Genomic DNA, 24,068 nt, shown 5'->3' with positions numbered 1-24,068 from the left:
GGTTTCGCACGGCGCACAACTGCGCTGCGCGAACGCGCCCGGCTACTCGGTGGCCTCGCGGATGTAGTCGCCGATCTGACCCAGCGAGCGCACGGCCTCCGGCACCATCGGCGCGGCCAGCTGGAAGTCGTGGATCTGCCCCGGCCACACCCGCACCTCGGCCGGCACGCCGACCGCGGCCAGCCTGCTCGCCGCCAACCGCGCATCGTGCAGCAACACCTCGGAGCCCGACACGTGAATCAGCGTGCGCGGCAGGCCGGGCTTGATGTGTTCCAGCGGTTCGTAGATCTCTTCGGGTTTGCCGTCGACTTTGTTCTTCCCGGCCGCGGCGGCAACCAGCTCGGCGAGGGCGTCGAACGCCCCGGCGGAGAACATCGCGTCGGTGTCGATGTTGGGGTGGGCCTGCTTGGGTTCCTTCGCCAGCTGCAGCAGCGGCGAGATCGCCACCAGCGCCGCAGGCTCCTCACCCTCCTCCTGCAGGCGCTGCGCCAGCGTGAGGGCCAGGTAGCCGCCCGCGGAGTCGCCGGCCAGCACGATCTGGTCGGGCTGGTAGCCGCGCCGCCGCAGCCATCGGTAGGCATCGCGGCAATCCTCGATCGCCATGCCGACCGAATTCTTGGGTAGCAGACGGTAATTGACCACCAACACGGGTGAGTCGGCGAACTTCGAGAGGGTTTCGACGAGCCTGCCGTGGGAGTTCGCCCCGCAGGTCAAAAACGCGCCGCCGTGGAGGTACACGACGACCCGGCGGCTGCCGTCGGCGGGCAACACCCCGGGCGCGCGCACCAGCTGCGCCGAGGCGTGCGGCAGCTGCACCGTCTCGCGGACGGTGGCCGACGCCGGGATCAGCACCCGGGCGCTGAGGTCGATGAGACCCCACGGCCACGGCAGGTTGGGGACGTGGCTGCCGACGGTCAGGATCGGCCGGATCGTCAGCCGTGACGTCAGGTTGGCCAATCGCGCAGCAACGCTGGGGCCGGATTCGAGGACCTCGACGGGCGCGCCGTCGCTGATCGCGAATTTGCGCGTCTGGGCGCGACGGGCCTTGAGGACATCATGGGCACGAACGGTGCTCTCACGCGACCCCGATACCTTGCTAGGTGCGGTCATGCTCAACACTTCCTACGCCGTTGTAGTGCGATACAGCATGTGACGAGGCTGCTGAGCGTCTGGTTCAGCCGTTTGCCAAGGCGCTCAGCCATCCCCTTGTTCTCAGCTTGACAGCCGTTGCTTAGTGCAACGTATGAAATTGCTGATTTGATACCAGTTTTGCTTCGCACCGTGACCAGTTCGTTTTTTCGCACCGGCCGCGCAAACTCGGCAGCGGCCCTAAACTTGAGTGCGTGACCATTCGGGTGCCACGCCGTTCGGCGATCGCCCTGGCCACTGCAGGCGCGCTGGCCTCGACAGGAACCGCCTACCTGGGGGCGCGCAGTCTGTTGGTCGGCCAGGCGTCGCACGCGCGCACCATCATCCCCAAGGCGTGGGACATCCCACCCCGCGCCGACGGCGTGTACGCGCGGGGCGGCGGGCCCGTGGAACGGTGGCGCCGCGGCATGGCGGCCGACCTGCACCTGATGATCTTCGGCGATTCGACCGCCGCCGGTTACGGCTGCATGAGCGCCGACGAGGTTCCGGGGGTGCGGATCGCGCGGGGCCTCGCCGAGCAGACCGGCAAGCGAATCCGGTTGAGCACCAAGGCCATCGTCGGCGCCACCTCGAAGGGCGTGTGCGGCCAAGTCGACGCGATGTTCGTGGCCGGCCCGCCGCCGGACGTGGCGGTGATCATGGTCGGCGCCAACGACGTGACCGCGCTGAACGGGGTGAGCCAGTCGGCGCAACGGCTGGCGTTGGTCGTGCGCAAGCTGCGCGCCCGGGGCGCCGTGGTGATCGTCGGCACCTGCCCGGATCTGGGGTTCATCAGCGCGATTCCGCAACCGCTGCGTTCGCTCGCGCACGAGCGGTGCCTGCAACTCGCCCGCGCGCAGACCGCGGCGGTCCGCTCGGCCGGCGGCGTGCCGGTACCGCTGGCGCAGCTGATGGCGCCGCAGTTCCGGGCCACGCCCGACGCGATGTTCTCCGCCGACGGCTACCACCCGTCGGCGCCGGCCTATGCGCTGGCCGCCGACGCGCTGCTGCTCGCCCTGTGCGACGCGCTGGGCGAGAAGGTGGAACGCCCGCCGCTGGGCCCGCCGGTGCCCGCGGCGGCGCCGGTCCTCGGGCAGCGCCACACGCGGGCCAGCGTGATGTCGCGGCTGTGGCGGCGTCCGGCACCCGGACCTGCCCCGTCTTCGTGCCCCGAGGTCGGCAGCGACTAGATTTGTCTTCGCCCGTCGGGGTGGACCCGCCGCCCGATGGTGAAGCGAGCCAGCCCCATCTGTGGGATCTGCAGGGATCTGAAGGGAACCACCATGCCTGAAGCCGTCATTGTCTCCACTGCTCGCTCGCCGATCGGCCGCGCGATGAAGGGGTCGCTGGTCAACATGCGCCCCGACGACCTGACCGTTCAGATCGTGCGGGCCGCGCTGGACAAGGTGCCCGCCCTGAACCCGCACCAGATCGACGACCTGATCCTGGGCTGCGGGCAGCCCGCCGGCGAATCCGGCTACAACCTGGCGCGGGTCATCGCCGTGGAGCTCGGCTTCGACTTCCTGCCGGGCACCACCGTCAACCGGTACTGCTCGTCGTCGCTGCAGACCTCCCGGATGGCGTTCCACGCGATCAAGGCCGGTGAGGGCGACGCGTTCATCTCGGCCGGCGTGGAAACCGTGTCCCGCTTCGCCAAGGGCAGCGCCGACTCGTGGCCGGACACCAAGAACTCGCTGTTCGGTGAGGCCCAGGAGCGCTCCGCCGCCGCGGCCGAAGGCGCCGACGAGTGGCACGACCCCCGCGCCGACAACAACCTGCCCGACGTCTACATCGCCATGGGGCAGACCGCCGAAAACGTCGCCCTGCTGACCGGCATCAGCCGCGAAGACCAGGACCACTGGGGAGTGCGCAGCCAGAACCGCGCCGAGGAAGCGATCAAGAGCGGGTTCTTCGAGCGGGAGATCGCCCCGGTGACCCTGCCCGACGGCACCACGGTGAGCACCGATGACGGCCCCCGCCCCGGCACCACGTACGAGAAGATCAGCCAGCTCAAGCCGGTGTTCCGGCCCAACGGCACCGTGACGGCCGGCAACGCCTGCCCGCTCAACGACGGCGCGGCCGCGGTGGTGATCACCAGCGACACCAAGGCCAAGGAGCTCGGCCTCACGCCGCTGGCGCGGATCGTGTCCACCGGGGTCAGCGGCCTTTCGCCGGAGATCATGGGCCTGGGCCCGATCGAGGCGACCAAGAAGGCGCTGGCGCGGGCCAAGCTGTCCGTCGGCGACATCGACCTGTTCGAGATCAACGAGGCGTTCGCCGTCCAGGTGCTGGGTTCGGCCCGCGAGCTGGGCATCGACGAGGACAAGCTGAACGTGTCCGGTGGAGCGATCGCGCTGGGCCACCCGTTCGGCATGACCGGCGCCCGCATTGCCACCACGCTGCTCAACAACCTGCAGACGCACGACAAGACGTTCGGTCTGGAGACCATGTGCGTCGGCGGCGGCCAAGGCATGGCGATGGTGATCGAGCGACTGAGCTGAGCCGTTCACACTCGCGAGAGTGCAACTAGCGACTCGTTTTCCGACCGAGTGCAGGCGTCGACAGTTGCACTCTCGCGCACAAAAAACCGGCACGCCCATCGGCGTGCCGGTTTTTTGTGTGGCAGAGCTAATCGTTTTGTAGATAGCTGAGCAGACGCAGGATCTCGAGGTACAGCCAGACCAGCGTGACGGTCAGGCCCAGCGCGATGCCCCACGCCGCCTTGTCCGGTGCACCGGCGCGGACCATCTGGTCGGCCGCGTCGAAGTCGATCAGGAAGCTGAACGCCGCGATGCCGATTAACACCAGCGAGAAGATGATCGCCAGCGGGCCGCCGCTGCGCAGGCCCAGGCCGGCGCCGCCGCCGACACCGAACAGGGCCAGCACGAAGTTGCCCAGCATCAGGGCCAGCACGCCGAACAGCGCGGCGACCACCATGCGGGTGAACTTGGGCGTGACCCGAATGGCACCGGTCTTGTAGACCACCAACATGCCGAAGAACACCCCGAAGGTGCCCATCACGGCCTCCCCGATCAGGACGCCGGCGTTGGCGTTCGACACCGAGAAGTGGGCGAACACGAACGAAATCGCGCCCAGGAACAGGCCCTCGAGGACGGCGTAGCTGAGCACGATCGCCGGGCTGTCCTGCTTGCGACCGAAGGTCGCGACCAGCACCAGGCCCAGCCCGCCCAGCGCGCCGATCATGGTCAGCGGCATCGCGAGCGCGAGGTTCGACACCACCAAGAAGTAGGAGACCACGGCCGTGGCCGCCAGCACGGCCAGCGTGATGCCGGTCTTGGTGACGACGTCGTCGATGGTCAGCGGACGCGAAGCCCTGGTCTCCTGGTACGGAGCCTGGTAGGGAGCCGCATAGGGGTCGGCCTGGTAGCCCTGCATGGGGGCCGCGCCAGTGCCGAATTGCGCGTATCCGCCCCTCTGCTTAGGCAGCGAACGAAATACCGGGTTGCTTGTCTCCCGCACCGTCGGATCCTCTCTTATTGGCTTCGAGCTGTGCGAACACACTCTCAACGATCAGCGGCCCACGCTGGTTCCCAGCCGAGCTGGGCATTTTGTGGAGGTCTAGCGCCTAGGAAGGCCTACGCCGTTGCCGTCGCGTTAAAGATAACCCTTACCCGCGCATACCGGGCCGGTCGCGACGATCTAGATTTCTTCCTCGAGGCTGGACCGGCTCGAGGGAGGCTGCGTGACCGACGGATCCGATGAGGTTCTCACCGAGGTTGACGGGAGCGTCGGCTTGATCACGCTCAACCGCCCCAAGGCGATCAACTCGCTGAACCAGCAGATGGTGGACGATCTAACCGCCATCCTCACCGGCTGGGCGGACGACGACGCGGTGCGCGCGGTGGTGCTGTCCGGCGCCGGTGAACGCGGACTGTGCGCGGGCGGCGACGTGGTGTCGATCTACCACAGCGCACGCAAGGACGGCGTCGAGGCGCGACGCTTCTGGCGCGACGAATATCTGCTCAACGCCCGCATCGCGGAGTTCCCCAAGCCGTACGTCGCGGTGATGGACGGCATCGTGATGGGTGGCGGCGTGGGCGTCAGCGCGCACGCGAACACCCGGGTGGTGACCGACACCTCCAAGATCGCCATGCCGGAGGTCGGCATCGGCTTCATCCCGGACGTCGGCGGGGTTTACCTGCTCTCGCGCGCGCCCGGCGGGCTGGGCCTGCACGCCGCGCTGACCGGGGCGCCGTTTTCCGGAGCCGACGCCATCGCCATGGGCTTCGCCGACCACTACCTGCCGCACGGGGACGTCGAGGCGTTCCGCCGGGCCATCGTCAGCGACGGCGTCGAGAACGCGCTCGCCAAATACACCGTCGAACCGCCACCGAGCGAACTTGCGGCACAACGTGATTGGATCGACGACTGCTTCGCGCGTGACACCGTGGAGGACATCGTCGCGGCCCTTCGGGGCCACGACGCGGGCCCGGCGAACGATGCCGCCAACCTGATCGCCACCCGCTCCCCCATCGCGTTGTCGGTGACGCTGGAGGCGGTACGCCGCGCGGCCAAGCTGCAAACGCTCAAAGACGTTCTCGTTCAGGACTATCGGGTGTCCTCGGCGTCGTTGCGCTCACACGACCTGGTCGAGGGCATTCGCGCCCAGCTGATCGACAAGGATCGCAATCCGACGTGGTCGCCGGCGCAGCTGGCCGCCGTCACGGCAGCCGACGTCGAGGCGTACTTCGCCCCGGTCGACGACGACCTGAGTTTCTAGAAAGGCGGTTTGGAATGACGGGCGCACCCTCCAAGAACTACGAGACCATCCTCGTCGAGCGCGATGAGCGTGTCGGCATCATCACCCTGAACCGGCCGAAGGCCCTCAACGCGCTGAATACCCAGGTGATGAACGAGGTCACCAGTGCGGCAGCGGATTTCGATGACGACCCCGGCATCGGGGCCATCATCATCACCGGCTCGGCCAAGGCGTTCGCCGCCGGCGCCGACATCAAGGAGATGGCCGACCTGACGTTCGCCGATGCCTTCGGCGCCGACTTCTTCGCCCCCTGGGGCAAACTCGCCGACGTCCGCACCCCGACGATCGCCGCCGTGGCCGGGCACGCGCTGGGCGGCGGCTGCGAACTGGCCATGATGTGCGACGTGCTGATCGCCGCCGACACAGCGAAATTCGGCCAGCCCGAGATCAAACTCGGTGTGCTGCCCGGCATGGGCGGCTCGCAGCGCCTGACCCGCGCCATCGGCAAGGCCAAGGCCATGGACCTCATCCTGACCGGGCGCACCATCGACGCGGCCGAAGCCGAACGCAGCGGCCTGGTTTCACGCGTGGTGCCCGCCGACGATCTGCTGACCGAGGCCAAGGCCGTCGCGACCACCATTTCGCGGATGTCGCGGTCGGCGGCCAGGATGGCCAAAGAGGCCGTCAACCGTGCGTTCGAATCCACGCTGGCCGAGGGACTTCTCTACGAGCGCAGGCTGTTCCACTCGACCTTCGCGACCGAGGACCAGTCCGAGGGGATGGCGGCCTTCGTCGAGAAGCGCGCGCCGAACTTCACCCACCGCTAGGACGCCTCCATGAGCGAACCGGGCTCCGCGACGAACATCGACGCCGCCGCCTTGCCGGCGGACGACGCCGAGGAGTCGGCGAGCGCCGGCCCCGAAGCCGCACCCGTACCGGCGCCCGCACCGCGGGCCGGGCGCGCCGCGCCCACCCTGCCGTGGACCGAAAAGCCTTGGTGGGTACGACATTACACGTTCACCGGCACCACGGTCGGCCTGATCTTCATCTGGCTTTCGCTGACCCCCTCGCTGCTGCCGCGCGGCCCGTTGTTCCAGGGGCTGGTCAGCGGGCTCTCCGGCGCCATCGGCTATGGGCTGGGCGTCTTTTCGGTCTGGTTGGTGCGGTTCATGCGGGAAAAGGATGACAGCCCGCCGCCGCCGCGCTGGGCATGGAAGGTCTTGATCCCGATCGGCGTGGTCGGCCAGGTACTCATGGCGATCTGGTTCCACGTGTGGCAGGACGACGTGCGCGACCTGATGGGCGTAGCGCATCTGCAGTGGTACGACTACCCGCTGTCGGGAGTCTTATCGCTGGTCGTGCTGTTCACGGCGGTCGAGATAGGTCAGTTCACCCGGTGGTTGGTCCGCTTCCTGGTCAATCAGGTGGACCGGTTCGTACCGTTTCGGCTCTCGGCAACCATCGTGGTCGTCGTATTGGTCGTGCTGACCATCACCGTGCTCAACGGCGTCGTGCTCAAGTTCGCGATGCGCACCATGAACAACACCTTCGCCGCGACCAACAACGAGATGAACCCGGACAGCGCGCCGCCGAAGACCCCGCTGCGTTCCGGCGGTCCCGAGTCGCTGGTGTCATGGGAATCCCTTGGCCATCAAGGGCGCGTCTTCATCGAGGGCGGTCCCAAGCTCGACGACCTGACCAAGTTCAACGGCGCCCCGGCGACCGAACCGATCCGCGCCTACGCCGGGCTGAACTCCGCCGACGGCATCACCGCGACCGCCGAGCTCACCGCGCGCGAGCTGCAGCGCACCGGCGGGCTGCGGCGCGCCGTCGTCGCGGTCGCGACCACCACCGGCACCGGCTGGATCAACGAGGCGGAGGCCAGCGCGCTCGAGTACATGTACAACGGCAACACCGCGATCGTCACCATGCAGTATTCGTTCCTGCCGAGCTGGCTGTCGTTTCTGGTGGACAAGGAGAACGCCCGGCACGCCGGCCAGGCGCTGTTCGAGGCCGTCGACCGCCTGATCCGGCAGATGCCGGAAGGGCAACGCCCCAAGCTGGTGGTGTTCGGTGAGAGCCTCGGCTCGTTCGGCGGCGAGGCGTCCTTCATGAGCCTGAACAACGTGCTCGCCCGCACCGACGGCGCCCTGTTCAGCGGGCCGACGTTCCAAAACACCATCTGGACCGATCTGACCTCGACGCGTGACCCCGGCTCCCCCGAGTGGCTGCCGATCTACGACGACGGCCGCTACGTCCGCTTCGTGGCCCGCGCGGGCAACCTGGCGCGCCCCAAGGAACCGTGGGACCACCCGCGGGTGGTCTATCTGCAGCACGCCTCGGACCCGATCGCCTGGTGGACCCCGGACCTGGTGTTCAGCAAGCCCGACTGGTTGCGCGAGCGGCGCGGCTATGACGTGCTGCCCCAGACGCGCTGGATCCCGGTCGTCACATTCCTACAGGTGTCGGCCGACATGGCCGTCGCGGTGGACGTCCCCGACGGCCACGGCCACCGCTACGTCGCCGACGTCGCCGACGGGTGGGCGGCGGTGCTGTCGCCGCCCGGGTGGACGCCGGAGAAGACGGCCCGGCTGCGGCCGCTGCTGCACGCCGGCGACTAGCCGGGTGGGCCGGGAACCGGCAGGGACGTCGGCTCAGGCGTCGGCCAGCCTTTTCACTAACTGTTGAAATGATATCGTTCGCACGTGTCGCCACCTGGGGAAATGCAGAAGCGGCGCGGTAGACGCCAAGGCGAACCGGTATCGCGCGACGCGGTCCTTCGCGCGGCGAAGCGGCAGTTCGCCGCGCATGGTTACGACAAGACGACGCTGCGCGCGATCGCCGACGATGCGCGGGTAGATCCCTCGATGGTGCTCTATCTCTTCGGCTCCAAGGCGGCGTTGTTTCGCGAGTCGATGAAGTTGGTGCTGCCGTCTGACCTGCTGACGAGTGAGATCGCGCAGAAAGACGACGATCTGGGCTGCCGCGTAGTGCGGGCCTACCTTGGCATCTGGGAGCAGCCCGACACGGCCGCGAGCATGGCGTCGATGGTGCAGTCGGCGACGTCGAACGGCGACGCCAACGACGCGTTTCGCGGGTTCCTGCACGACTATCTGCTCAGCGCGGTGTCCGGCGCTCTGGGCGGTGGAGATGAGGCGCGTCTGCGGGCGACGCTGGCGGCGACCAACCTCGTCGGCACTGGAATGCTGCGGTACGTCATGCGTGTGCCGCCACTGTCAGAGCTCGCGGTCGATGAGGTGGTCGGATTGGTGGGGCCAGCAGTGCATCGATTCCTCACCGCGCCCGCCGACGAGCTGGGGCTACACCTGGCGTCGCGATAACCCGCCGAGAAACTCTGCGGTCACGCCGACATGCCACACGAACCATCCCGCTAATTCAATCACTATTGAAATTTGCCAGCGGTCCCTCTACAGTTCTGCCAGGGGGCCGACGAACGGAGTCCTCATGTCACGCTTGGCCGCGAAAATCGTTGTCGCGACGGTCCTCGCCATCACCGCTGTAACCGCGACCGCATGCGTTCCCGCGGCCGGTGTCGAATCACCCGTCGGGGTTGCCGTTAACTAGTTTCGCGCGTTCCCTGACGCCGGGATCCGTCGCCACTACCGCCAAACGAGTCAACGACTCACGGCGGCTAGATCCAGCGGCGGCCGCCGGCACCCGTGTCCACCAACGCGGCGTTGGTCGCACCGCCGGCCAGTTGGGTGAGCACGCCGGCGCCGGCCAACGCGTGATAGCCGCCGATGACGTCGGTGGCGCGGTGCAGGCCGATGTCCAGCAGCGCGGCCGCGGCCAGGCTCGACGTGTAGCCCTCCGAGCACACGATCACCCATTCGACGTCGTCGCCGACGGCCTCGGGCAGTTTGGCCTCGCTGGTGGGGTCGCAGCGCCACTCCAGGACGTTGCGTTCGATCACCAGCGCGCCGGGTACCTCGCCCTCGCGGAGGCGCTGCGCCTCGGGCCGGATGTCGACGAGCACCGCGCCGCGCCGCAGCGCGTCGGGCACTTCGGCGGCGGGCAGGCGGCGATACCGGCGCCGGGCGGACCTCAGGACGACGTCGATGCGGCTCACGAAGATCCTTCCGGCTCGTCGGTCAGTTCGGTGCGTTGCCGGCGCAACGTGTTGCGATCGGTGATGTCGTAGTAGGACATCGCGGACAGGGGCGGCGAGTAAGCGTGCACGCTCAGGGTCGGCTGCTGCGCCGGCGCGGCGCTCGCGCCCGGCAGCCCCGTGACCGGCACGGTGACGGGCCGCGGCGCCCAGACCACGTCGTGCACCCAGCCCAGCGGGAACCCGGCCTGATCTCCGGCATCCAGCCGACGGCGGCGCAAAGCCCTTCCGTCCCAACGGTATTCGTTGAGTGAGCCGGACACGACGGTCAACGCGCCCAGCGACCCGCCGTGGTCGTGCAACTCGGTCGGATGGCCGGGCACCCAGCTGATCAGCCAGACGTCGAGTTCCTCGTCGCCGTGGATGCGGGTGAACCAGCGCTGCGACTCGGGGATGCCGCCCTCGGGCAGCAGGTGATCGCAGCGGCCGCTGAGCACGGCGTCGGCGGCGCGGTCGGTGGCGTGCAGAAGGTCGGGGACGCGCAGCCGGGTCGGGCCCGCCGACGGCGACGAGTGGGTTCGGGGGTGCGTGACCGCGGCGGCGACGGGCGCAGCCCCGGCGAGGGACACAGACATGGGGAGAACTCCAGAGCGAAAAAGGATCGGACAGGCGGCGGCGTGTTACGGCCGACAACACTCGCAAAATCCGAAGCGCTCCATCACGGCCGCCAGTGTTGCATAGATTGAGACCGTGCGCTGGCGCGGTGGTCGACCCCGGCGGCTGGGCGCGGTGGTGGCCGCGGCCCCCGTGGTCGCCGTCCTGGTGGCGGTCGTGGGCTGCTCGCACGGCGACCATCACGGTGCGCCGGCCTCGTCGGCGCGGCAATCGGACGTCGCCGGCGGCCCGGGTTCGGCGCCGGCGGACGCCATCGGCGTGTCCCCCGGCGGCGTGACGACCAGGGTCGATGTCCCCGCGCACTCGACCGAGGAGGAGTACTACCAGGCCTGTCACGCCGCAAAAGTGTGGATGGACGGCCAGCCCAAGACGGGTGCATCGCTGTTCGAGCCCTATTTGGCGATGCTGCAGGCGTCGCCATCGGGCACCCCGGGCAGCTGGAACGCCCCCTGGTCGACGTTGACCCCGGCCCGGCAGGCCGCCGTGATCGTCGCCGCGCGGGCGGCCGCCAACGACGAATGCGGGTAACGCCCCGCGCACGAACCTTCCCGCGCCGTAATTACGATCACGGCTGAAAAAAGTCCCCGCGCGGCCCACCGAGGGCCCGCGCCGCGCAAAATGGTGGGGTGCCTGACGAACTTCCGCGTCGCTCGGCACCGACTCGGGTAGCACTGGCGCTCGGCAGCGGTGGCGCCCGCGGCTACGCCCACGTCGGGGTGATCGAGGCGCTGCGAGCACGCGGCTACGACATCGTCGGCATCTCCGGCTCGTCGATGGGCGCGCTGGTCGGCGGCCTGCACGCGGCCGGACGGCTCGACGAGTTCTCCGAGTGGGCGAAGTCCCTGACCCAGCGGACCATTCTGCGGCTGCTGGACCCGTCCATCAGCGCGGCGGGCGTGATGCGGGCCGGGAAGATCCTGGACGCGGTGCGCGACATCCTGGGCCCGGTCGCCATCGAAGACCTGCGGATCCCCTTCACCGCGGTGGCGACCGACCTGTTGGCGGGCAAGTCGGTGTGGTTTCAGCGCGGTCCGCTCGACGAGGCGATCCGGGCGTCCATCGCCATCCCGGGGGTGATCGCGCCGCACGCGGTCGACGGGCGGCTTTTGGCCGACGGCGGGATCCTGGATCCGCTGCCGATGGCACCGCTCTCGGCCGTCAACGCCGACCTGACCATCGCGGTGAGCCTGTCCGGCAGCGAGGCGATCACCACCCGCGAAGCCGAGCCGGGGGCCACCGTCGAATGGTTGACCCGCATGGTGCGCAGTACCTCCGCGCTGCTCGACACGGCCGCCGCCCGCTCGCTGCTCGACCGGCCGACCGCCCGGGCGGTGCTGAGCAGGCTGGGTGGGCCCGGCGGCGAGCCGGAGGACTGGCCGGACCATCCCGATGAGCAGCAGCCCGCGGCCGACGTTGACGCCGGCGAACTGGCCGCCGCGGTGTCCGACGTGCCGAAGTTGGGCAGCTTCGAGGTGATGAACCGGACGATCGACATCGCCCAGGCCGCGCTGTCGCGCCATACCCTGGCGGTCTACCCGCCCGACCTGCTCATCGAGGTTCCGCGGTCGACGTGCCGGGCTTTGGAGTTTCACCGGGCGGTGGAGGTGATCGCCGCCGGCCGGGCGCTTGCCGACGACGCCCTGGACTCGCTGGAAGCCGGGGGCGACGAGGCCGTCCCGCCCGCGCTCGACCGCTAAGGCACGCTAAAGGTATTGCGCGGCAGGCCAACCCGTCATAAACCCAGGAACCGGGCGATGGCCGCGGCTTCGCGGCGACCCTGCGCGCGCCCGGCCAGGGCCGAGGGGATGCGGCAGCCCGGATCCAGGGGATTGGGCCCGAAGGCGGCCAGCGAATCGGCGTCGGCGAACACCGCGAACGCCGCGCCGGGAAACGATGCGATCTCGGCGGCGGGCCCGGCACCGAACGGCGATGGCGCGTCGACGCCCGAGGGCACCAGCACCACCGCGGCATCGCAGTCGGCGGCCACCACGAGGTTGACCGAGCTGGCGACCCCGCCGTCCATGTAGTGGCGGCCCGCGATCCTCACCGGCGGCCACGCCCCGGGCACCGCGCAGCTGGCCGCCACGGCATCGACGAGGTCGACGCCGGACTCGCGGTCGAAGACGGCCAGTTCTCCGGTCGCGACGTCGATGGCGGTGAGCCGCAACGTCCGGTCGGGCCAGTCGTGCGACGGCAGGCGCTGGGCGATCGCCTGGCGGCGCACCGGCGCGGCGACGGTCTTGGTCGCCAGCGCCACGGCCCCGATCCGCTGCATTTGTTGGCGGGTCTTGTCCAGCGGCTCGTCGTACGGGGCACCCAGTGCGGTCAAGAACAGTTCGGTGATGGTGTCGACGTCGACGCCGGAATCGATTTCGGCCGACGACTCGGCGACTTGCCGGTCGAACAGCTCGTCCAGCGTGTGGCCGCTGCCGAGCTGCGCGGCGACGGCCGAGCCCGCCGACGTCCCCACCAGCACATCCGAGTCGATCAAGACGCGGGCCGCGGCCGGCGACTCGTCGGCGATGCCCCGCAGAACACCTGTCTCCCAGGCGATTCCCGCTATCCCTCCGCCCGCCAGCACCAGGGCGCGTTTGTTCGTCACGCTCACCAACTCTGCCAAACGGCGTCAGACCAGCCGCCGGGTGCTCGGCAGCGCGTGCTGCGAGTCCGCCACTGGCGTGCTCAGCTCCTCGCGGCGCAGCAGCTGCCTCGGTGGGTCGGGCAGCACCAGGCTGCGGGTGACGCGCAGCCTGGTGTCGACGTGAATCAGCTCCCCCGGCTCGAGAAGGCGCCAGCGGGAGTCGCCGTCCATGCGTTCGGTGGCGAACACCACCGACGAGCGGGTGCACAGGTGCTCCGATCGCGCGTGAATTCGTATGGTGTGCAAGTCGAATTCGGGGTCCTGCGACGCCGCCCCGTCGGATCGATCCAAGACGTAGAGCTCGTGGGTTTGCGGATAACGCAGCGCCCACATGTCGGTGGCCGTGCTCAGCAGCACGTTGACGGCGTAGATCGGGACGTGCTCGGCGAGCCATCGCATGGCGTCGACGAGCCCCGCGGTGATGTCGCCGTCGCGGGCGCGGATCGAGCCGGTGATCAACGCGAACACCCGCTCGGAGTCGGTGTCGCCCAACACCAAGTCGTCGGTGCCGATCTCACGCAGCCGCTCGTCGATGATGTCCAGCCCTTCGAGGACTCCGTTGTGCGCGAAGATCCGGCCGTCCTGCAGAAACGGGTGGGTGTTGCGGATGTCGAGCGAGCCGGTGGTCGCATAGCGGACGTGGGCGATGACGGTGGTGCCGGTCATCCGGTGCGCCTCGGTCGCGAATGCGGCGTCCTGCCAGGCCGCTATCGGCTCCTTCAAGAGGTGCGGTCGCGCGTGTTCGTCGAAGATGCCCAGGCCGGTGCCGTCGGGGTTTCTCCGGCTCTGTTCGGACAGGCTGTCCGGCGCGTCCAGCAGCCAGAAGGTTGCGGTGCACGCGTGCGTCCCGGCGTGCAGGCCAAAGAGTCGGCACATGCCTTCACACCGTAGTGGTCCACGGCCTCAGGTCGTCAGCAAGGCCGACAGGTTGGCCAGCGCGCGGCGCGCGTAGCCCTTCCACATCCTGCCCAACAGCGGAAGCGCCCAGGCCGTTCGCGGCGATTTCGGGTGGATGTCCCAGCGCCACGTGATCTCGGTTCCGGCGGCCGCCGGGGCGAAAACCCATTCGCCCACAACGTGATCGACGAGCACCGCCATCGGGCCGGTGACTTCGCAGAGCCGGTAGCCGAACGACCGCGGCGGGTCGACACTGGTCAGTTCCTCGCGCATGGTGGCGCCACCGGCCAGGTGCACGATGCGGGTCTGACCCGCCGCATCCCAGGCGCCGGTCTGCTCGCGCACGTCGCGGATCGGCGGGAAGGGGCCGTACCAGCGGTTGAAAAGCGTGGGCAGTGGCATCGGCAGCGTCCGGCCGAATGCGTCGTGAACCGCGACCGGTGTGACGACGGATTGATCGACGACGAGTGAATGTGCCACTGTTCCAAGCCTTTCCGGTCGGAGCGCTGCGTCAGTCGCGGGCCTCGATCACCTGGTAGCGGTCGTCGGCGTATCGCGACCGGATCATCTTCTTGTCGTACTTGCCGACGCTGGTGCGCGGGATCTCGTCGACGAACGTCCACCGCTCGGGCAGCCACCATCGAACGACCTTGTCCGCGAGGAAGGTTCGCAGCTGCTCCGCGGTGACCGACGCGCCCTCTTTGGCCACGATCACCGCGAGCGGGCGCTCGTCCCAGCGCTCGTCGGGAACGCCGACCACCGCGGCCTCGACCACCTCGGGGTGACCGATCAGGGCGTTCTCCAGCTCCACCGAGGAGATCCATTCCCCGCCGGATTTGATGACGTCCTTGGCCCGGTCGGTCAGGGTGACGAAACCGCGGCCGTCGATGCGACCCACGTCGCCGGTGCGCAGCCAGCCGGAGTCGAACTTCGATTCGTCGCGCCCCAGGTAGTAGGAGCCGGCGATCCACGGGCCGCGGACCTCGACCTCCCCCACGGCGCTGCCGTCGTTGGGCAGCACCTGGCCGTCGTCGTCGACGATCCGCATCTCCACCCCGCAGACCGGTTGGCCCTGGGTGCCGCGGAAGGCCCAGTGCTGGTCCTCCGGCGTGCCCGGGGGCGGCCAGGCCATGGTCGCCAACGGCGAGGTCTCGGTCATCCCCCACAACTGCCGGATCTGCACGTTGTGCTTTTCCTCGAAGGTGCGCATCAGCGAGACCGGGACGGCCGAGCCGCCGCAGACCACCAGCCGCAGCGACGACATGTCGTGGTCGGGGTCGTCCTCGAGGTGGTGCAGGACGGAGTTCCAGATCGTCGGCACCGCGCCGGTCACGGTGGGCCGCAGGTCTTCGACCATGCCGACCACCGACGCTGGGTCGAGGTGGCGATCCGGCAGCACCAGGTCGGCGCCGGCCATCAGCGCCGCGTACGGCAGTCCCCAGGCGTTGGCGTGAAACATCGGCACGATCGCCAGCACGCTGTCGACGGCGCCGACGCCGATGCCGTTCGTGGTGCACGCGCCCATGGTGTGCAGGTAGCTCGAACGGTGGCTGTACACCACGCCTTTCGGGTTGCCGGTGGTGCCGCTGGTGTAGCACATCGCCGCCGCGGACTTTTCGTCGATGCGCGGCCAGTCGAATTCGGTCGACTCGCCGGCGATGACGTCGGCGTAGTCCAGCACGGTCTTGCCCGATTCCCGCAGCAGTTCGGTGTCGCCCTCGCCGACGGCGATCACGGTGTGCACGGTCTCGAGGCTGGGCAGCACCGGCCCGAGCAGTTTGATCAGCGAGGCGTCGACCAGCACCACCTGGTCTTCGGCCTCGTTGGCGACGTAGGCGATCTGTTCGGGGAACAGGCGGATGTTGAGGGTGTGCAGGACGGCGCCCATCGAGGGCACCGCAAGGTAGGCGGTCAGGTGGTCGGCGTTGTTCCACATGAACGTCGCCACCCGCTGGTCGCCGGTCACCCCGAGCCGGCGCAATCCGTTCGCCAGCTGGGCGGCCCGGCAGCCCAGTTCCCGATAGTTCGTCGTGCGGTAGCCGTCGCCGGTGGCGGTGGTGACGGTGCGATCCCCGTGAACCCGGCAGCCGTGGCGCATGATCGCGGTGATCGTCAACGGATAGTCCTGCATCGTGCCGTCCATTGATGTACCGCCTCACTCTCCGCGCGGCACGGTCCGTGCCAATCCGCGAAATGCGGTGCCCGCATTCCGGGTCGACGCGGGGGGCCGCCGACCGCTTCCCACCCTAAGCCCGAATTCGGCCATCGTGGCAGACATCACCCCGGCGGATGGGCGACGACGTGGATCCCGTTCGGCCGGCAGGGCTTTCGGATGACTCTTCGGTTGAGTGTGCGTCCTGGGATTTGAGTGTGAACGCTGGGCGGCGCGCGCCGACGATCCCCACCGAGGATGCACGCTCAAGGGCGAGGATTCACACCCTGGACCTCGCGCCGTCCCCGCGACGAGGCCGGCTAGGCCAGCGCAGGCTCCCACAGGGGCACATCGAACAGCCAGCCGGCGGGCGGCGCGTCCGGGTGATCCGCATCGCCGCTGTGCGGCGCCGGGCCCGTGACGATCCGCGCCGCGGTGACGACGCCGGAATAGTCGGCGACGTAGAGGTGGCTCCCGTCGGGGCTTTCCAGCACGCAGGACGGGTTGTTGGTCACGGTGACCTCGCCGAGGACGTCCAGGGTGCCGGTGCCGAGCACCGTGACGCGGTCGTCACTGGTCAGGTAGGCCCGCTCGCCGTCGCGGCTGAGGGTCATCCGCGCCAGCGGTCCGGTGATCTCGTTGATCTTGTGCGTCTTGACGAGTTTGTTGGTGCGGGTGTCGATGACGTCGAGCACCGAGCCCACCACCGGGCCGCAGCTCGCCACATAGGCCGTGGTGCCGTCGTTGCTCAGCGCCACGTCGCGGACGGGCAGGCCGAGCTCGATGGTGCCGACGACCCGCGACCGGCCGCCGACACGGCCGCCGTCGTTTCGGGTGCGGGTTTCGACGACGGCGAGGCTGCCGCCGTTGGGGCCGTTGACGCCGACGTAGAGGCGCCGCCCGTCGGCGCTGGCCCGCACGCAGGCGGTGGTGGTGCCGGGCGCGGTGGCCAGGTCGATCACCTCGAGTTCGCCGGTGGTGGTGTCCAGGACGGTGACGTCGGCGCCGCGAACGGCATTTCGGCTGGCGTAGAGGTATTTTCCGTCGGCGCTGACCGTCAGGGCGCTCACGCTGTGCGCGAGCCGATGCGTGGCGATCCGCCAGTTGGTGACGACGTCGACGACTTCGATGGCGTCATAGGCGGCGGTGGCCGTGCTGACGTAGGCGTAGTTGGCGTCCGCGCTGCTCATGGCGACGGCGGACGGTTCGCTGAGCCCGGCGATGGTGCTCGAGACCCGAAGGGTGCGGGCGTCGATGACCGATACCGCGTCGCGGCCATAGTTCGTGACGAGCAGCCGGCGCCCGTCGCCGCTGAGGTCCATGTCGCTGATCGGGCCGTGGCGCACCGGGACTCGCACCACCGCGGTGTCGTCGACCTCGAACCCCGTCGTCGTTGGGTCGTATGCATCACTCACGCTGGTACCGCCTTTGCTGTGTTCGTCGGCCTGGTGGCCAAAGTGACGATGTCGCACGCACGCGACGAATTGGCCTCCGGATCCACCGGCTTTCAGCACCCAAAGGCGCCGACGAGACTGGTTTTCGGTAGTCTACTGACCAAAATTCGCCTCAAAGCAGTTCAAAATGCTCGACGTTAGCTACGTCACTTCCCGCACTCAGGTTCTGCTCAGACTTCCAATCACGCTGTATCGCAATCGCTTACCCGTAGCGAAACGCATGCAAACCCCCTTCCGGCGGATTTTGCCTGCGCCGCTAACGATTCGCGTTTCCGCTCTACCGATGCTTTAGTAAGGAATTCTCAGGATTTGCCGCCGACGAGGGGAATATCACATCGCCCCCGCGTCGGCCGCGAGATGACGGATCGCTAGCTGAACTGGGTCTGCGGCCGCGCCAACGTGGTCCCGTCGACGACGATGTCCAGCTTTTCGTTGTAGAAGGCGATCAGACCGGCGATCTGACCGACCGCGGGCAGCGGATAGTGGTAGGTCCACGCCAGGTCCTCATGCACGAGGTCACCCACACGCACCGACCAATAGCCTGACGTCGTTCCCTTGTACGGGCACAACGTCTGTGTGGTGCTGGGTTGCAGGTGCTCGAAGTCGACGTCAGTCGGATCGATGTAATACCTTGTGGGCAGGCCCGTTTCGAACAACAGAACCGGAGACTTGGTGTCCGCCAAGGTGATTCCGTCAAGCTCCACCCGGACGTGGCGGTGGGAGCGCAGGGCGTCGACACGCGAATAGGGGTTGCGCGGGTGACCGTAGATCGGCTCGTCTTCCTCGAACCAGCGCAATGGATTCCATTCGAACCGCACGGTGCCGGCCAGCGGGCCGTCGCCGCCGGCGTCGAATACCCGCGCGGCGGACTCATGCGTCTGGCCGCCAGCCACCAGGGAGTGCAGCCGCGACGGGCCGAACTGCACTGTCTGGGCGTGGTTTTCGTCGCGCAGGAACTCGGTACGGACATCGGCCAGCGGAATGTAGTACTGCGGGTAGTAAGGAACCTCCCACACGTATCGGGCGGCGGTGGTGTCGAAGACCAGCGCGTCGCCGAGAAAACCACGGACCCGCCGGGGCGCGGGTTCGATCCTGCCCCGGGCGGCGGCCATCTGCGGATAGTCAGTCATGGTCGGTCGTCTCCCGGTATGTGGTGAATCCACACGTGTCCTCGTCGGGGCTGGGCGCGTTCATCACGACTCCTGCTCGGGTTCAGTGCCGCTTGTCGCGCACTTTGTACGTCGACGGCCACGACTTGCGGGACTCGTCCCCGGTCAATGGGGTTCCCATCCCGCCGACCTTGACGGCGTAGGCCTCCTTGCCGGGGCCCACCTCACGGTTGGCGTGTTCCTGGGCGAGGAAGTACAACTCGTCGATGGTGGCCTCGTCGTAGGCGACGAACGAGGTTTCCCGCGCCACGTCGTCGATCCCGGCCAGCATCCGGTCGGGCAGCAGGCGCGAGGCGACCGCGGCCAGGCCCAGCAGCCCGAAGGGGATGATCCAGTAGCAGAGGAACGACAGCGGGGTCTTGGTGTCCAGGATCGAGGCGGCGGTCGTCGCCGCGGGTCGTTGCGCGATCGAGGGGATCGCCGAGGACACCGTCATGGCGGCGAACGTCGCGACCCAGACCCAGCCGAGGGTTTGGACGACGCGGCCGAACAGCCCGGTCTTGACGATGTCGGCAGCGTGTTCCGCCGCGACGAACTCGGACACGAACGGCTTGCCGGCCAGCATCCCGACCAGCGTTGCCACAAAGATGCCGGCGTTGCTCAGCGTCAGTATCCACCGTTCGAGGAACGACTGGCTGAGCGTGAAAGTCAGCACCGCGAGAATCAAAAGCGCTGTGAGGGAAGCGAAGTCAAAGAACTGCCACCGCCTGCCCGTCGCCGCGCCCAGGCCCAGGCTGACGGCGGCGACCGCCAGCGCGACCAACGCGGCAGCGGCAAAAGGAACGTTTCCGACAAGGACCCAATACACAATCCACGGCGCGAGACCGAACAGCATGCCCATGCTGGGTCAGTGTATGAGTGGCGGTTTGCGGAGCTGTCGGCGGACGCCCGGCTAACCGGGCGTCGTGTTCAGCGCCATCGCCAGAAAGTCTAGGCGCCACAGCGACTCGAAGAGCTGGCGCCCGAACTCCCGCACCTGCGTCCCGTCTTGGCGGTTGCCCTGGGCCACGGAGTCGACGATCTCTCGTATGGTGCGCCGGCCGTCGACGTGCTGGACAAAGGGCAGCTGAGCGGGGGTGAGCTTGAGCTGAGCGCCGGGCAGGTGGATCTCGTCACCGGACAGCAGGCACGCCGTCCGCGGCAGCGGGACGTAATCGAGGGACGACGCCGCCGAGAAGTCGATCGCATAGTCCTGCGTCGGCCGTTCGGGCCGGCAGGCGAGGAAGAAGTGGGTGGCATTGGCCGGCTGCAGACGTTCCATCACCGACCAGAGCGTGGTGTCGGGTAACCGGTTCAAGAGCGACTGGAACGGGCCCGTCTGTCCGACGAGCGCGTCGTGCGGGTAATACGGCGAATTGCGCAGCCAGCCCTGGAACGCCAGCCCGGCGGCGCCGACCAGGCCCAGGCATTCCTCGACGGTGTAGCTGCGCTGCCGGGCGTGCAGGAAGGTGTCGACCAGCGCCCCGTCGGTCAGCAGATCACGCGCGCCCTGCAGGTACGGGCGGACGGGATGGTCGGCCGGCAGCGCCGCAACCGCCTCCTTGACCAGCTGAACCGACGCGTCGTCCTGCGACAATCCGAGGTCGCGGAACGCCGATTCGAGCATCTCGACGCCGATCCGGCCGTACTTGGCGTAGAGCATGACGCCCAGCGCCCCGTCGCGCCGCAGGCATCCACCGAGGGTTTTGAGCCCGGCCAGCGGGTCCGCCATGTGATGCAAGACGCCGGTGGAGACGATGAGGTCGAAGTCGCGGGACAGCGCCGAGGCCTCTTCGATGGGCAGCAGATGCAGTTCCAGGTTCACCAGCTGGTGCTTGTCCTTCAGGTACTGCTGGTGATCCAACGCCGAGCGGCTGACGTCAATCGCGACGACCCGGGCGGCGCGGTTCATGAAGGCGAAAACCGCCGCCTGGAACGTGCCGCAACCCGCGATGAGGATGTCGAGATCCGGCCGGTATGCGCGGTCGGGCCAGAGCATCCGGTGCGCCCAGTAGGGATCGAACCAGTCCCAGTGGTTCTTGGTCCACGTCTCGAGATCGGTTACCGGGGGCGGATATTCCCAGCGATCGTATTGGCGGGAGACACCGTCAGCCCGCGGATCCTCGGACACCTTCGCGCTGGCTCCTTCGCGGTGGCGGCTCGCACAACGGTCCCGACCAACGTACTTCGCGTGGCGTCTTTCGGCAGCGCTGAATCCGGGCGCAAACATGCTCTGCTTGAGCGCCACCGGCAGTCGGGTATTGACTGAGCGGCGCGCAGGTCTAGGGATCGCGGGTTGGCGGTGGGCGCAATTGTTTGTGCAGCCCGACGTCAGTGGCGCGTGGTGTGAAACGAATTATTTGATGCACCAACATGTTTGAGCGTCGATGCAGTCCCGGTAGCCGGGGCTAGTTGTTGGTCGGTGGTGGTTGGGGTTGGAAGGGGTCATACCACCACCAGTCGGCGCGTTCGCCGATAGGCCCGGGGCATGGCGCCACCGCGGGCGGGGCCTGTGTAGGTGGGCGCGCCAGTGATCCCGGGCTCAGGATTCGGCCGTCCTCGTCGGTGACCACCAGGGCATCCGCGGGTCCGGTGAGGGTGATCTCGCCACGGTGATGCAACCGGTGGTGGTAGGGGCAGACCAGCACCAAGTTGGCCAACTCGGTGGGGCCGCCGTCCTCCCAGTGCCGGATGTGATGGGCGTGCAAACCCCGGGTAGCGCCACAACCGGGAACCACGCACGTGCGGTCGCGGTGCTCGAGCGCGCGGCGCAACCGCCGATTGATCACCCGCGTCGACCGGCCAGCGCCAATGACCTCACCGTGGCGCTCGAACCACACCTCACAGGTGGCATCACAGGTCAGGTAGCGGCGTTCGGCATCGGACAGCAGCGGACCCAGATGCAGCGCGGCAGCGCGCTGGGCGACATCAAGGTGCACCACCACCGTGGTGTGCTGCCCCTGCGGGCGGCGAGTGGCCTCGGCGTCCCAACCCGCCTCCACCAAACGCATAAACGCCTCGGCCGTGCCCGGCATCGGCGGACGCTGATCACCCACGCCCGTGCCCTCGCCGTGGTCGCGCTTCCATTCGGCGATGAGCGCGTCACGATGCGAGGCCAACGCGGCGTCGAACTTCGCGGCATCCACGTGACCCAGGGTGATCCGATAACACGCGCCCTGCTCGGTGGCGGTCGCGATAAACGACCGCTCAGACGCCGATTCGGGCCGGGGTTCGGGGTCAGGACGCGGCTCCAGCCTGACCGCAGTGCGCAGCTGATTGACCGTGGCGACCGCGGCCAGTTGGGCGTAATGGTCATCAGAACCCTGCCCGCGCGCGCCGCGATCACCCCCACCTGATCGGCCGAGAACCGGCCCTCGCGCATCCCCTGAGCACACCGCGGGAACTCGCTCAACCGGCCAGCGATGGTGGCCAGCGTGTGCGCGTTTGCCGACGAACACCCCAACTTCCAGGCCACCAACGCCGGCACTGAGCGCGCACCGGTCACACCGCACAATTGGTCGCGATCGATCTCGGCGACGATCTGCACGATGCGCCCATCAATCGCATTGCGCTGACCGGCCAACTCCGCCAACTCCTCAAACAACACCTCAAGACGGTCGCTCGCAGTCACCACCTCGGCGTCAACAGATGCGATCGAAGACATGACGCCATCATCGCAGCGACCACCGACAAAACCGGAGCCGTCGGATCCCGCTCGCCGGCAAGCAACACGTCTATCGGCAGCAATCACCGCGAATCACGAATCGTGAGCCAAGTCAGGACAAATCGTCGGGTGCATCAGCGTCCCCCAGGTATTCGGCGCGACACGGCCACCGGATCACGTGGGCCAGCCGAACTGCACACAATCGGTGCCCCCAGTCGGACTCGAACCGACACTTGACGGATTTTAAGTCCGCTGCCTCTGCCAATTGGGCTATGGGGGCCCGGCGGCGAATCTAGCGCGTGAACCCCGAACACGCGGCATCGCATTGCGGCCGATATTTGCCAGACGTCCAAGATGCGGGGCCCGTCCCCATCGATTAGTATCCGCGCGCCGCGCGCGACTTCTGCCTTTCCGCGCCCGCGATCAGATGACGTCCCGATGTCGTCCGACAGGGTCTTGTTAAAACTGCCGCCCTTGTCGTTAAGAAGCCGTAAACGACTGTAACCCCAGCTCATTGGGTGGGGAATGTGGAGTTGTGGCTCGCTAGCGTTACGCCAACGCACAGCGGCCGTTACGTGAACACACAGCGATCCACACCGGGGGTCGGCTCGTTCAGCATAGGAGCAACAAATGTCGTTTCTGACCACACAGACTGAAGAAATGCTAGCCGCGGAGACGTTGCTGTCCGGAATCAACAGCAACCTGGCAGCGCAAAACGCGGGCGCCGCGTCGGCGACCACCGTCATCGCTCCCGCCGCCGCCGACCCGGTATCGGCCCAGCAGGCGGCAATCTTCTCGGCGTACGGCACCCAGTACCAGACGATCGCCGCCGAGGCGCAAGCGCTTCTCGAGCAGTACTCGCAGACCCTGGGCATCAGCTCCAACAGTTACGGCGACACCGAGGCCGTCAACGCCAGCCAGGCCGCCCTCCAAGCGTTGGACGCCGTGGATCCCGGCACGTCTGCCGCGACGGGTTCCAACCCGATCGACATCCTCGCCTGGCTCCTCGGCTTCAACGGCCAGTCCAGCGGTGGTCTGGGTGGCATGTTCGGGCTGTCGAGTAACGGCGCCAACATCGGAAACATCGGTTTCGGCAACTGGGCCTCCGCCGGTTCCGACCTGCTCGGCCTCGCCGGTGGTGGGCTGCTGGACACCTCCGGCGCCGACGCGGGTGCGGCCGCCGCGGCGGACCTGGCCACCACGACCACGCCGGCCGGCGCCGGTGTGAGCGGCGTGGCCGGCATGGGCGCGATGCCAGCCGCCGCGATGGGCCAAGCAACCATGGTCAACAAGCTCTCCGTGCCGCCGAGTTGGGCCGGTTCCACCCCGGTGACCGGTTCAAGCGCCGCGCCGCTGCAGACGGTCGGCTGGACAGCCGCCGCGCCGCAGGGCGGTCCGGGAACGGTGGTGCCGGGCATGCCCGGCGTGGGTGCAATGGGACGCAACAGCGCCGGCTTCGGCGCGCCGCGCTACGGCGTCAAACCGATCGTCATGCCGAAACCGACCGCCGTCTAGGCAGT

General features: G+C 68.3%; 21 protein-coding genes, 1 tRNA gene and 1 pseudogene. 9 read left to right on the top strand and 14 right to left on the bottom strand.

Translation table 11 applies throughout. From position 1 onward, the window contains the following. Window positions 1–42: 42 nt before the first annotated feature. The gene (locus AC0KTM_RS03550) at window positions 43–1,110 is read right to left on the bottom strand and encodes an alpha/beta hydrolase (protein ID WP_472414968.1); all 1,068 of its coding nucleotides are present in this window, start codon (window positions 1,108–1,110) and stop codon (window positions 43–45) included. A 245-nt stretch (window positions 1,111–1,355) separates the two neighbouring features. Between AC0KTM_RS03550 and AC0KTM_RS03545 the strand changes: the two genes are divergently transcribed. Both AC0KTM_RS03545 and AC0KTM_RS03540 read left to right on the top strand, forming a co-directional pair. Next, complete coding sequence (locus tag AC0KTM_RS03545; protein WP_472417369.1) at window positions 1,356–2,318, top strand: SGNH/GDSL hydrolase family protein; 963 nt, start codon at window positions 1,356–1,358, stop codon at window positions 2,316–2,318. Between the two features lie 93 nt (window positions 2,319–2,411). Then, entirely contained in the window at window positions 2,412–3,629 is a 1,218-nt protein-coding gene (locus tag AC0KTM_RS03540; protein ID WP_225330498.1) for an acetyl-CoA C-acetyltransferase, read from the top strand. Window positions 3,630–3,756: 127 nt separating this feature from the next. Here AC0KTM_RS03540 and AC0KTM_RS03535 read toward each other — a convergent pair whose 3' ends face one another. Continuing rightward, the gene (locus AC0KTM_RS03535) at window positions 3,757–4,608 is read right to left on the bottom strand and encodes a Bax inhibitor-1/YccA family protein (RefSeq protein ID WP_225329619.1); all 852 of its coding nucleotides are present in this window, start codon (window positions 4,606–4,608) and stop codon (window positions 3,757–3,759) included. A gap of 223 nt (window positions 4,609–4,831) precedes the next feature. Between AC0KTM_RS03535 and AC0KTM_RS03530 the strand changes: the two genes are divergently transcribed. The 4 genes from AC0KTM_RS03530 to AC0KTM_RS03515 all read left to right on the top strand — a co-directional run bounded on the left by AC0KTM_RS03530 (window position 4,832) and on the right by AC0KTM_RS03515 (window position 9,189). Continuing rightward, window positions 4,832–5,869 carry an enoyl-CoA hydratase/isomerase family protein gene (locus AC0KTM_RS03530; RefSeq protein ID WP_225329618.1) on the top strand — a complete coding sequence of 346 codons (1,038 nt, stop codon included), beginning with the start codon at window positions 4,832–4,834 and terminating at the stop codon, window positions 5,867–5,869. A 14-nt stretch (window positions 5,870–5,883) separates the two neighbouring features. Then, window positions 5,884–6,675 carry an enoyl-CoA hydratase gene (locus AC0KTM_RS03525; RefSeq protein ID WP_225329617.1) on the top strand — a complete coding sequence of 264 codons (792 nt, stop codon included), beginning with the start codon at window positions 5,884–5,886 and terminating at the stop codon, window positions 6,673–6,675. 9 nt (window positions 6,676–6,684) lie between these two features. Further along, window positions 6,685–8,469: an alpha/beta hydrolase gene (locus AC0KTM_RS03520; protein ID WP_225329616.1), complete on the top strand. Its 1,785-nt coding sequence runs from the start codon at window positions 6,685–6,687 to the stop codon at window positions 8,467–8,469. 102 nt (window positions 8,470–8,571) lie between these two features. Next, entirely contained in the window at window positions 8,572–9,189 is a 618-nt protein-coding gene (locus AC0KTM_RS03515) for a TetR/AcrR family transcriptional regulator (protein ID WP_225329622.1), read from the top strand. A gap of 311 nt (window positions 9,190–9,500) precedes the next feature. On the opposite strand, the gene AC0KTM_RS03510 is transcribed toward AC0KTM_RS03515, so the two are convergent. Beyond that, on the bottom strand, window positions 9,501–9,938 hold the full coding sequence (locus tag AC0KTM_RS03510; protein ID WP_238958203.1) for a rhodanese-like domain-containing protein: 438 nt from the start codon (window positions 9,936–9,938) through the stop codon (window positions 9,501–9,503). Next, window positions 9,935–10,552: a cupin domain-containing protein gene (locus AC0KTM_RS03505; protein ID WP_225329614.1), complete on the bottom strand. Its 618-nt coding sequence runs from the start codon at window positions 10,550–10,552 to the stop codon at window positions 9,935–9,937. Before AC0KTM_RS03505 ends, AC0KTM_RS03510 begins: the two co-directional genes overlap by 4 nt. A gap of 115 nt (window positions 10,553–10,667) precedes the next feature. Between AC0KTM_RS03505 and AC0KTM_RS03500 the strand changes: the two genes are divergently transcribed. Further along, window positions 10,668–11,120 (top strand): lipoprotein LpqV, encoded by a 453-nt coding sequence (locus AC0KTM_RS03500; RefSeq protein WP_472414967.1) that lies wholly within the window; start codon window positions 10,668–10,670, stop codon window positions 11,118–11,120. 98 nt (window positions 11,121–11,218) lie between these two features. Then, a complete protein-coding gene (locus tag AC0KTM_RS03495; RefSeq protein WP_225329612.1) occupies window positions 11,219–12,289 on the top strand; it encodes a patatin-like phospholipase family protein in 1,071 nt (356 codons plus the stop codon). Window positions 12,290–12,324: 35 nt separating this feature from the next. Here AC0KTM_RS03495 and AC0KTM_RS03490 read toward each other — a convergent pair whose 3' ends face one another. The 10 genes and pseudogenes from AC0KTM_RS03490 to AC0KTM_RS03445 all read right to left on the bottom strand — a co-directional run bounded on the left by AC0KTM_RS03490 (window position 12,325) and on the right by AC0KTM_RS03445 (window position 22,828). After that, window positions 12,325–13,194, bottom strand: a complete 870-nt coding sequence (locus tag AC0KTM_RS03490; RefSeq protein ID WP_238958204.1) for a patatin-like phospholipase family protein — start codon at window positions 13,192–13,194, stop codon at window positions 12,325–12,327. Window positions 13,195–13,218: 24 nt separating this feature from the next. Next, complete coding sequence (locus AC0KTM_RS03485; RefSeq protein ID WP_225329610.1) at window positions 13,219–14,109, bottom strand: class II glutamine amidotransferase; 891 nt, start codon at window positions 14,107–14,109, stop codon at window positions 13,219–13,221. 27 nt (window positions 14,110–14,136) lie between these two features. Next, window positions 14,137–14,610, bottom strand: coding sequence for an SRPBCC family protein (locus AC0KTM_RS03480; RefSeq protein WP_225329609.1), 474 nt, complete (start codon window positions 14,608–14,610; stop codon window positions 14,137–14,139). A gap of 31 nt (window positions 14,611–14,641) precedes the next feature. After that, window positions 14,642–16,273, bottom strand: a complete 1,632-nt coding sequence (locus AC0KTM_RS03475) for a long-chain fatty acid--CoA ligase (RefSeq protein ID WP_225329608.1) — start codon at window positions 16,271–16,273, stop codon at window positions 14,642–14,644. Between the two features lie 329 nt (window positions 16,274–16,602). After that, window positions 16,603–17,697 (bottom strand): YncE family protein, encoded by a 1,095-nt coding sequence (locus AC0KTM_RS03470; protein WP_225329607.1) that lies wholly within the window; start codon window positions 17,695–17,697, stop codon window positions 16,603–16,605. A 407-nt stretch (window positions 17,698–18,104) separates the two neighbouring features. Continuing rightward, the gene (locus AC0KTM_RS03465) at window positions 18,105–18,866 is read right to left on the bottom strand and encodes a DUF427 domain-containing protein (RefSeq protein ID WP_225329606.1); all 762 of its coding nucleotides are present in this window, start codon (window positions 18,864–18,866) and stop codon (window positions 18,105–18,107) included. Between the two features lie 82 nt (window positions 18,867–18,948). Further along, a complete protein-coding gene (locus AC0KTM_RS03460; RefSeq protein WP_238958208.1) occupies window positions 18,949–19,746 on the bottom strand; it encodes a hypothetical protein in 798 nt (265 codons plus the stop codon). Between the two features lie 51 nt (window positions 19,747–19,797). Continuing rightward, complete coding sequence (locus AC0KTM_RS03455; protein ID WP_472414965.1) at window positions 19,798–21,015, bottom strand: class I SAM-dependent methyltransferase; 1,218 nt, start codon at window positions 21,013–21,015, stop codon at window positions 19,798–19,800. A gap of 277 nt (window positions 21,016–21,292) precedes the next feature. After that, a pseudogene (locus AC0KTM_RS03450) lies at window positions 21,293–22,548 on the bottom strand (HNH endonuclease signature motif containing protein). A gap of 206 nt (window positions 22,549–22,754) precedes the next feature. After that, a tRNA-Leu gene (locus AC0KTM_RS03445) sits at window positions 22,755–22,828 on the bottom strand. Between the two features lie 350 nt (window positions 22,829–23,178). Here AC0KTM_RS03445 and AC0KTM_RS03440 point away from each other — a divergent pair. Continuing rightward, window positions 23,179–24,063 carry a PPE family protein, SVP subgroup gene (locus tag AC0KTM_RS03440; RefSeq protein ID WP_225329602.1) on the top strand — a complete coding sequence of 295 codons (885 nt, stop codon included), beginning with the start codon at window positions 23,179–23,181 and terminating at the stop codon, window positions 24,061–24,063. The last annotated feature ends 5 nt before the right edge of the window (window positions 24,064–24,068 follow it).

The organism is Mycobacterium sp. NTMscope_Eco_3, from assembly GCF_976985685.1.
The sequence above is the reverse complement of the archived record's forward strand: the minus strand, read 5'-3'. Positions and strand labels throughout refer to the sequence as shown.

Coding starts and splice junctions, on each gene's coding strand:
- AC0KTM_RS03485 (WP_225329610.1), bottom strand. CDS start 14,109: ATGTGCCGACTCTTTGGCCTGCACGCCGGGACGCACGCGTGCACCGCA.
- AC0KTM_RS03515 (WP_225329622.1), top strand. CDS start 8,572: ATGCAGAAGCGGCGCGGTAGACGCCAAGGCGAACCGGTATCGCGCGAC.
- AC0KTM_RS03525 (WP_225329617.1), top strand. CDS start 5,884: ATGACGGGCGCACCCTCCAAGAACTACGAGACCATCCTCGTCGAGCGC.
- AC0KTM_RS03540 (WP_225330498.1), top strand. CDS start 2,412: ATGCCTGAAGCCGTCATTGTCTCCACTGCTCGCTCGCCGATCGGCCGC.
- AC0KTM_RS03465 (WP_225329606.1), bottom strand. CDS start 18,866: ATGACTGACTATCCGCAGATGGCCGCCGCCCGGGGCAGGATCGAACCC.
- AC0KTM_RS03475 (WP_225329608.1), bottom strand. CDS start 16,273: ATGGACGGCACGATGCAGGACTATCCGTTGACGATCACCGCGATCATG.
- AC0KTM_RS03440 (WP_225329602.1), top strand. CDS start 23,179: ATGTCGTTTCTGACCACACAGACTGAAGAAATGCTAGCCGCGGAGACG.
- AC0KTM_RS03505 (WP_225329614.1), bottom strand. CDS start 10,552: ATGTCTGTGTCCCTCGCCGGGGCTGCGCCCGTCGCCGCCGCGGTCACG.
- AC0KTM_RS03460 (WP_238958208.1), bottom strand. CDS start 19,746: ATGGGCATGCTGTTCGGTCTCGCGCCGTGGATTGTGTATTGGGTCCTT.
- AC0KTM_RS03520 (WP_225329616.1), top strand. CDS start 6,685: ATGAGCGAACCGGGCTCCGCGACGAACATCGACGCCGCCGCCTTGCCG.
- AC0KTM_RS03550 (WP_472414968.1), bottom strand. CDS start 1,110: ATGACCGCACCTAGCAAGGTATCGGGGTCGCGTGAGAGCACCGTTCGT.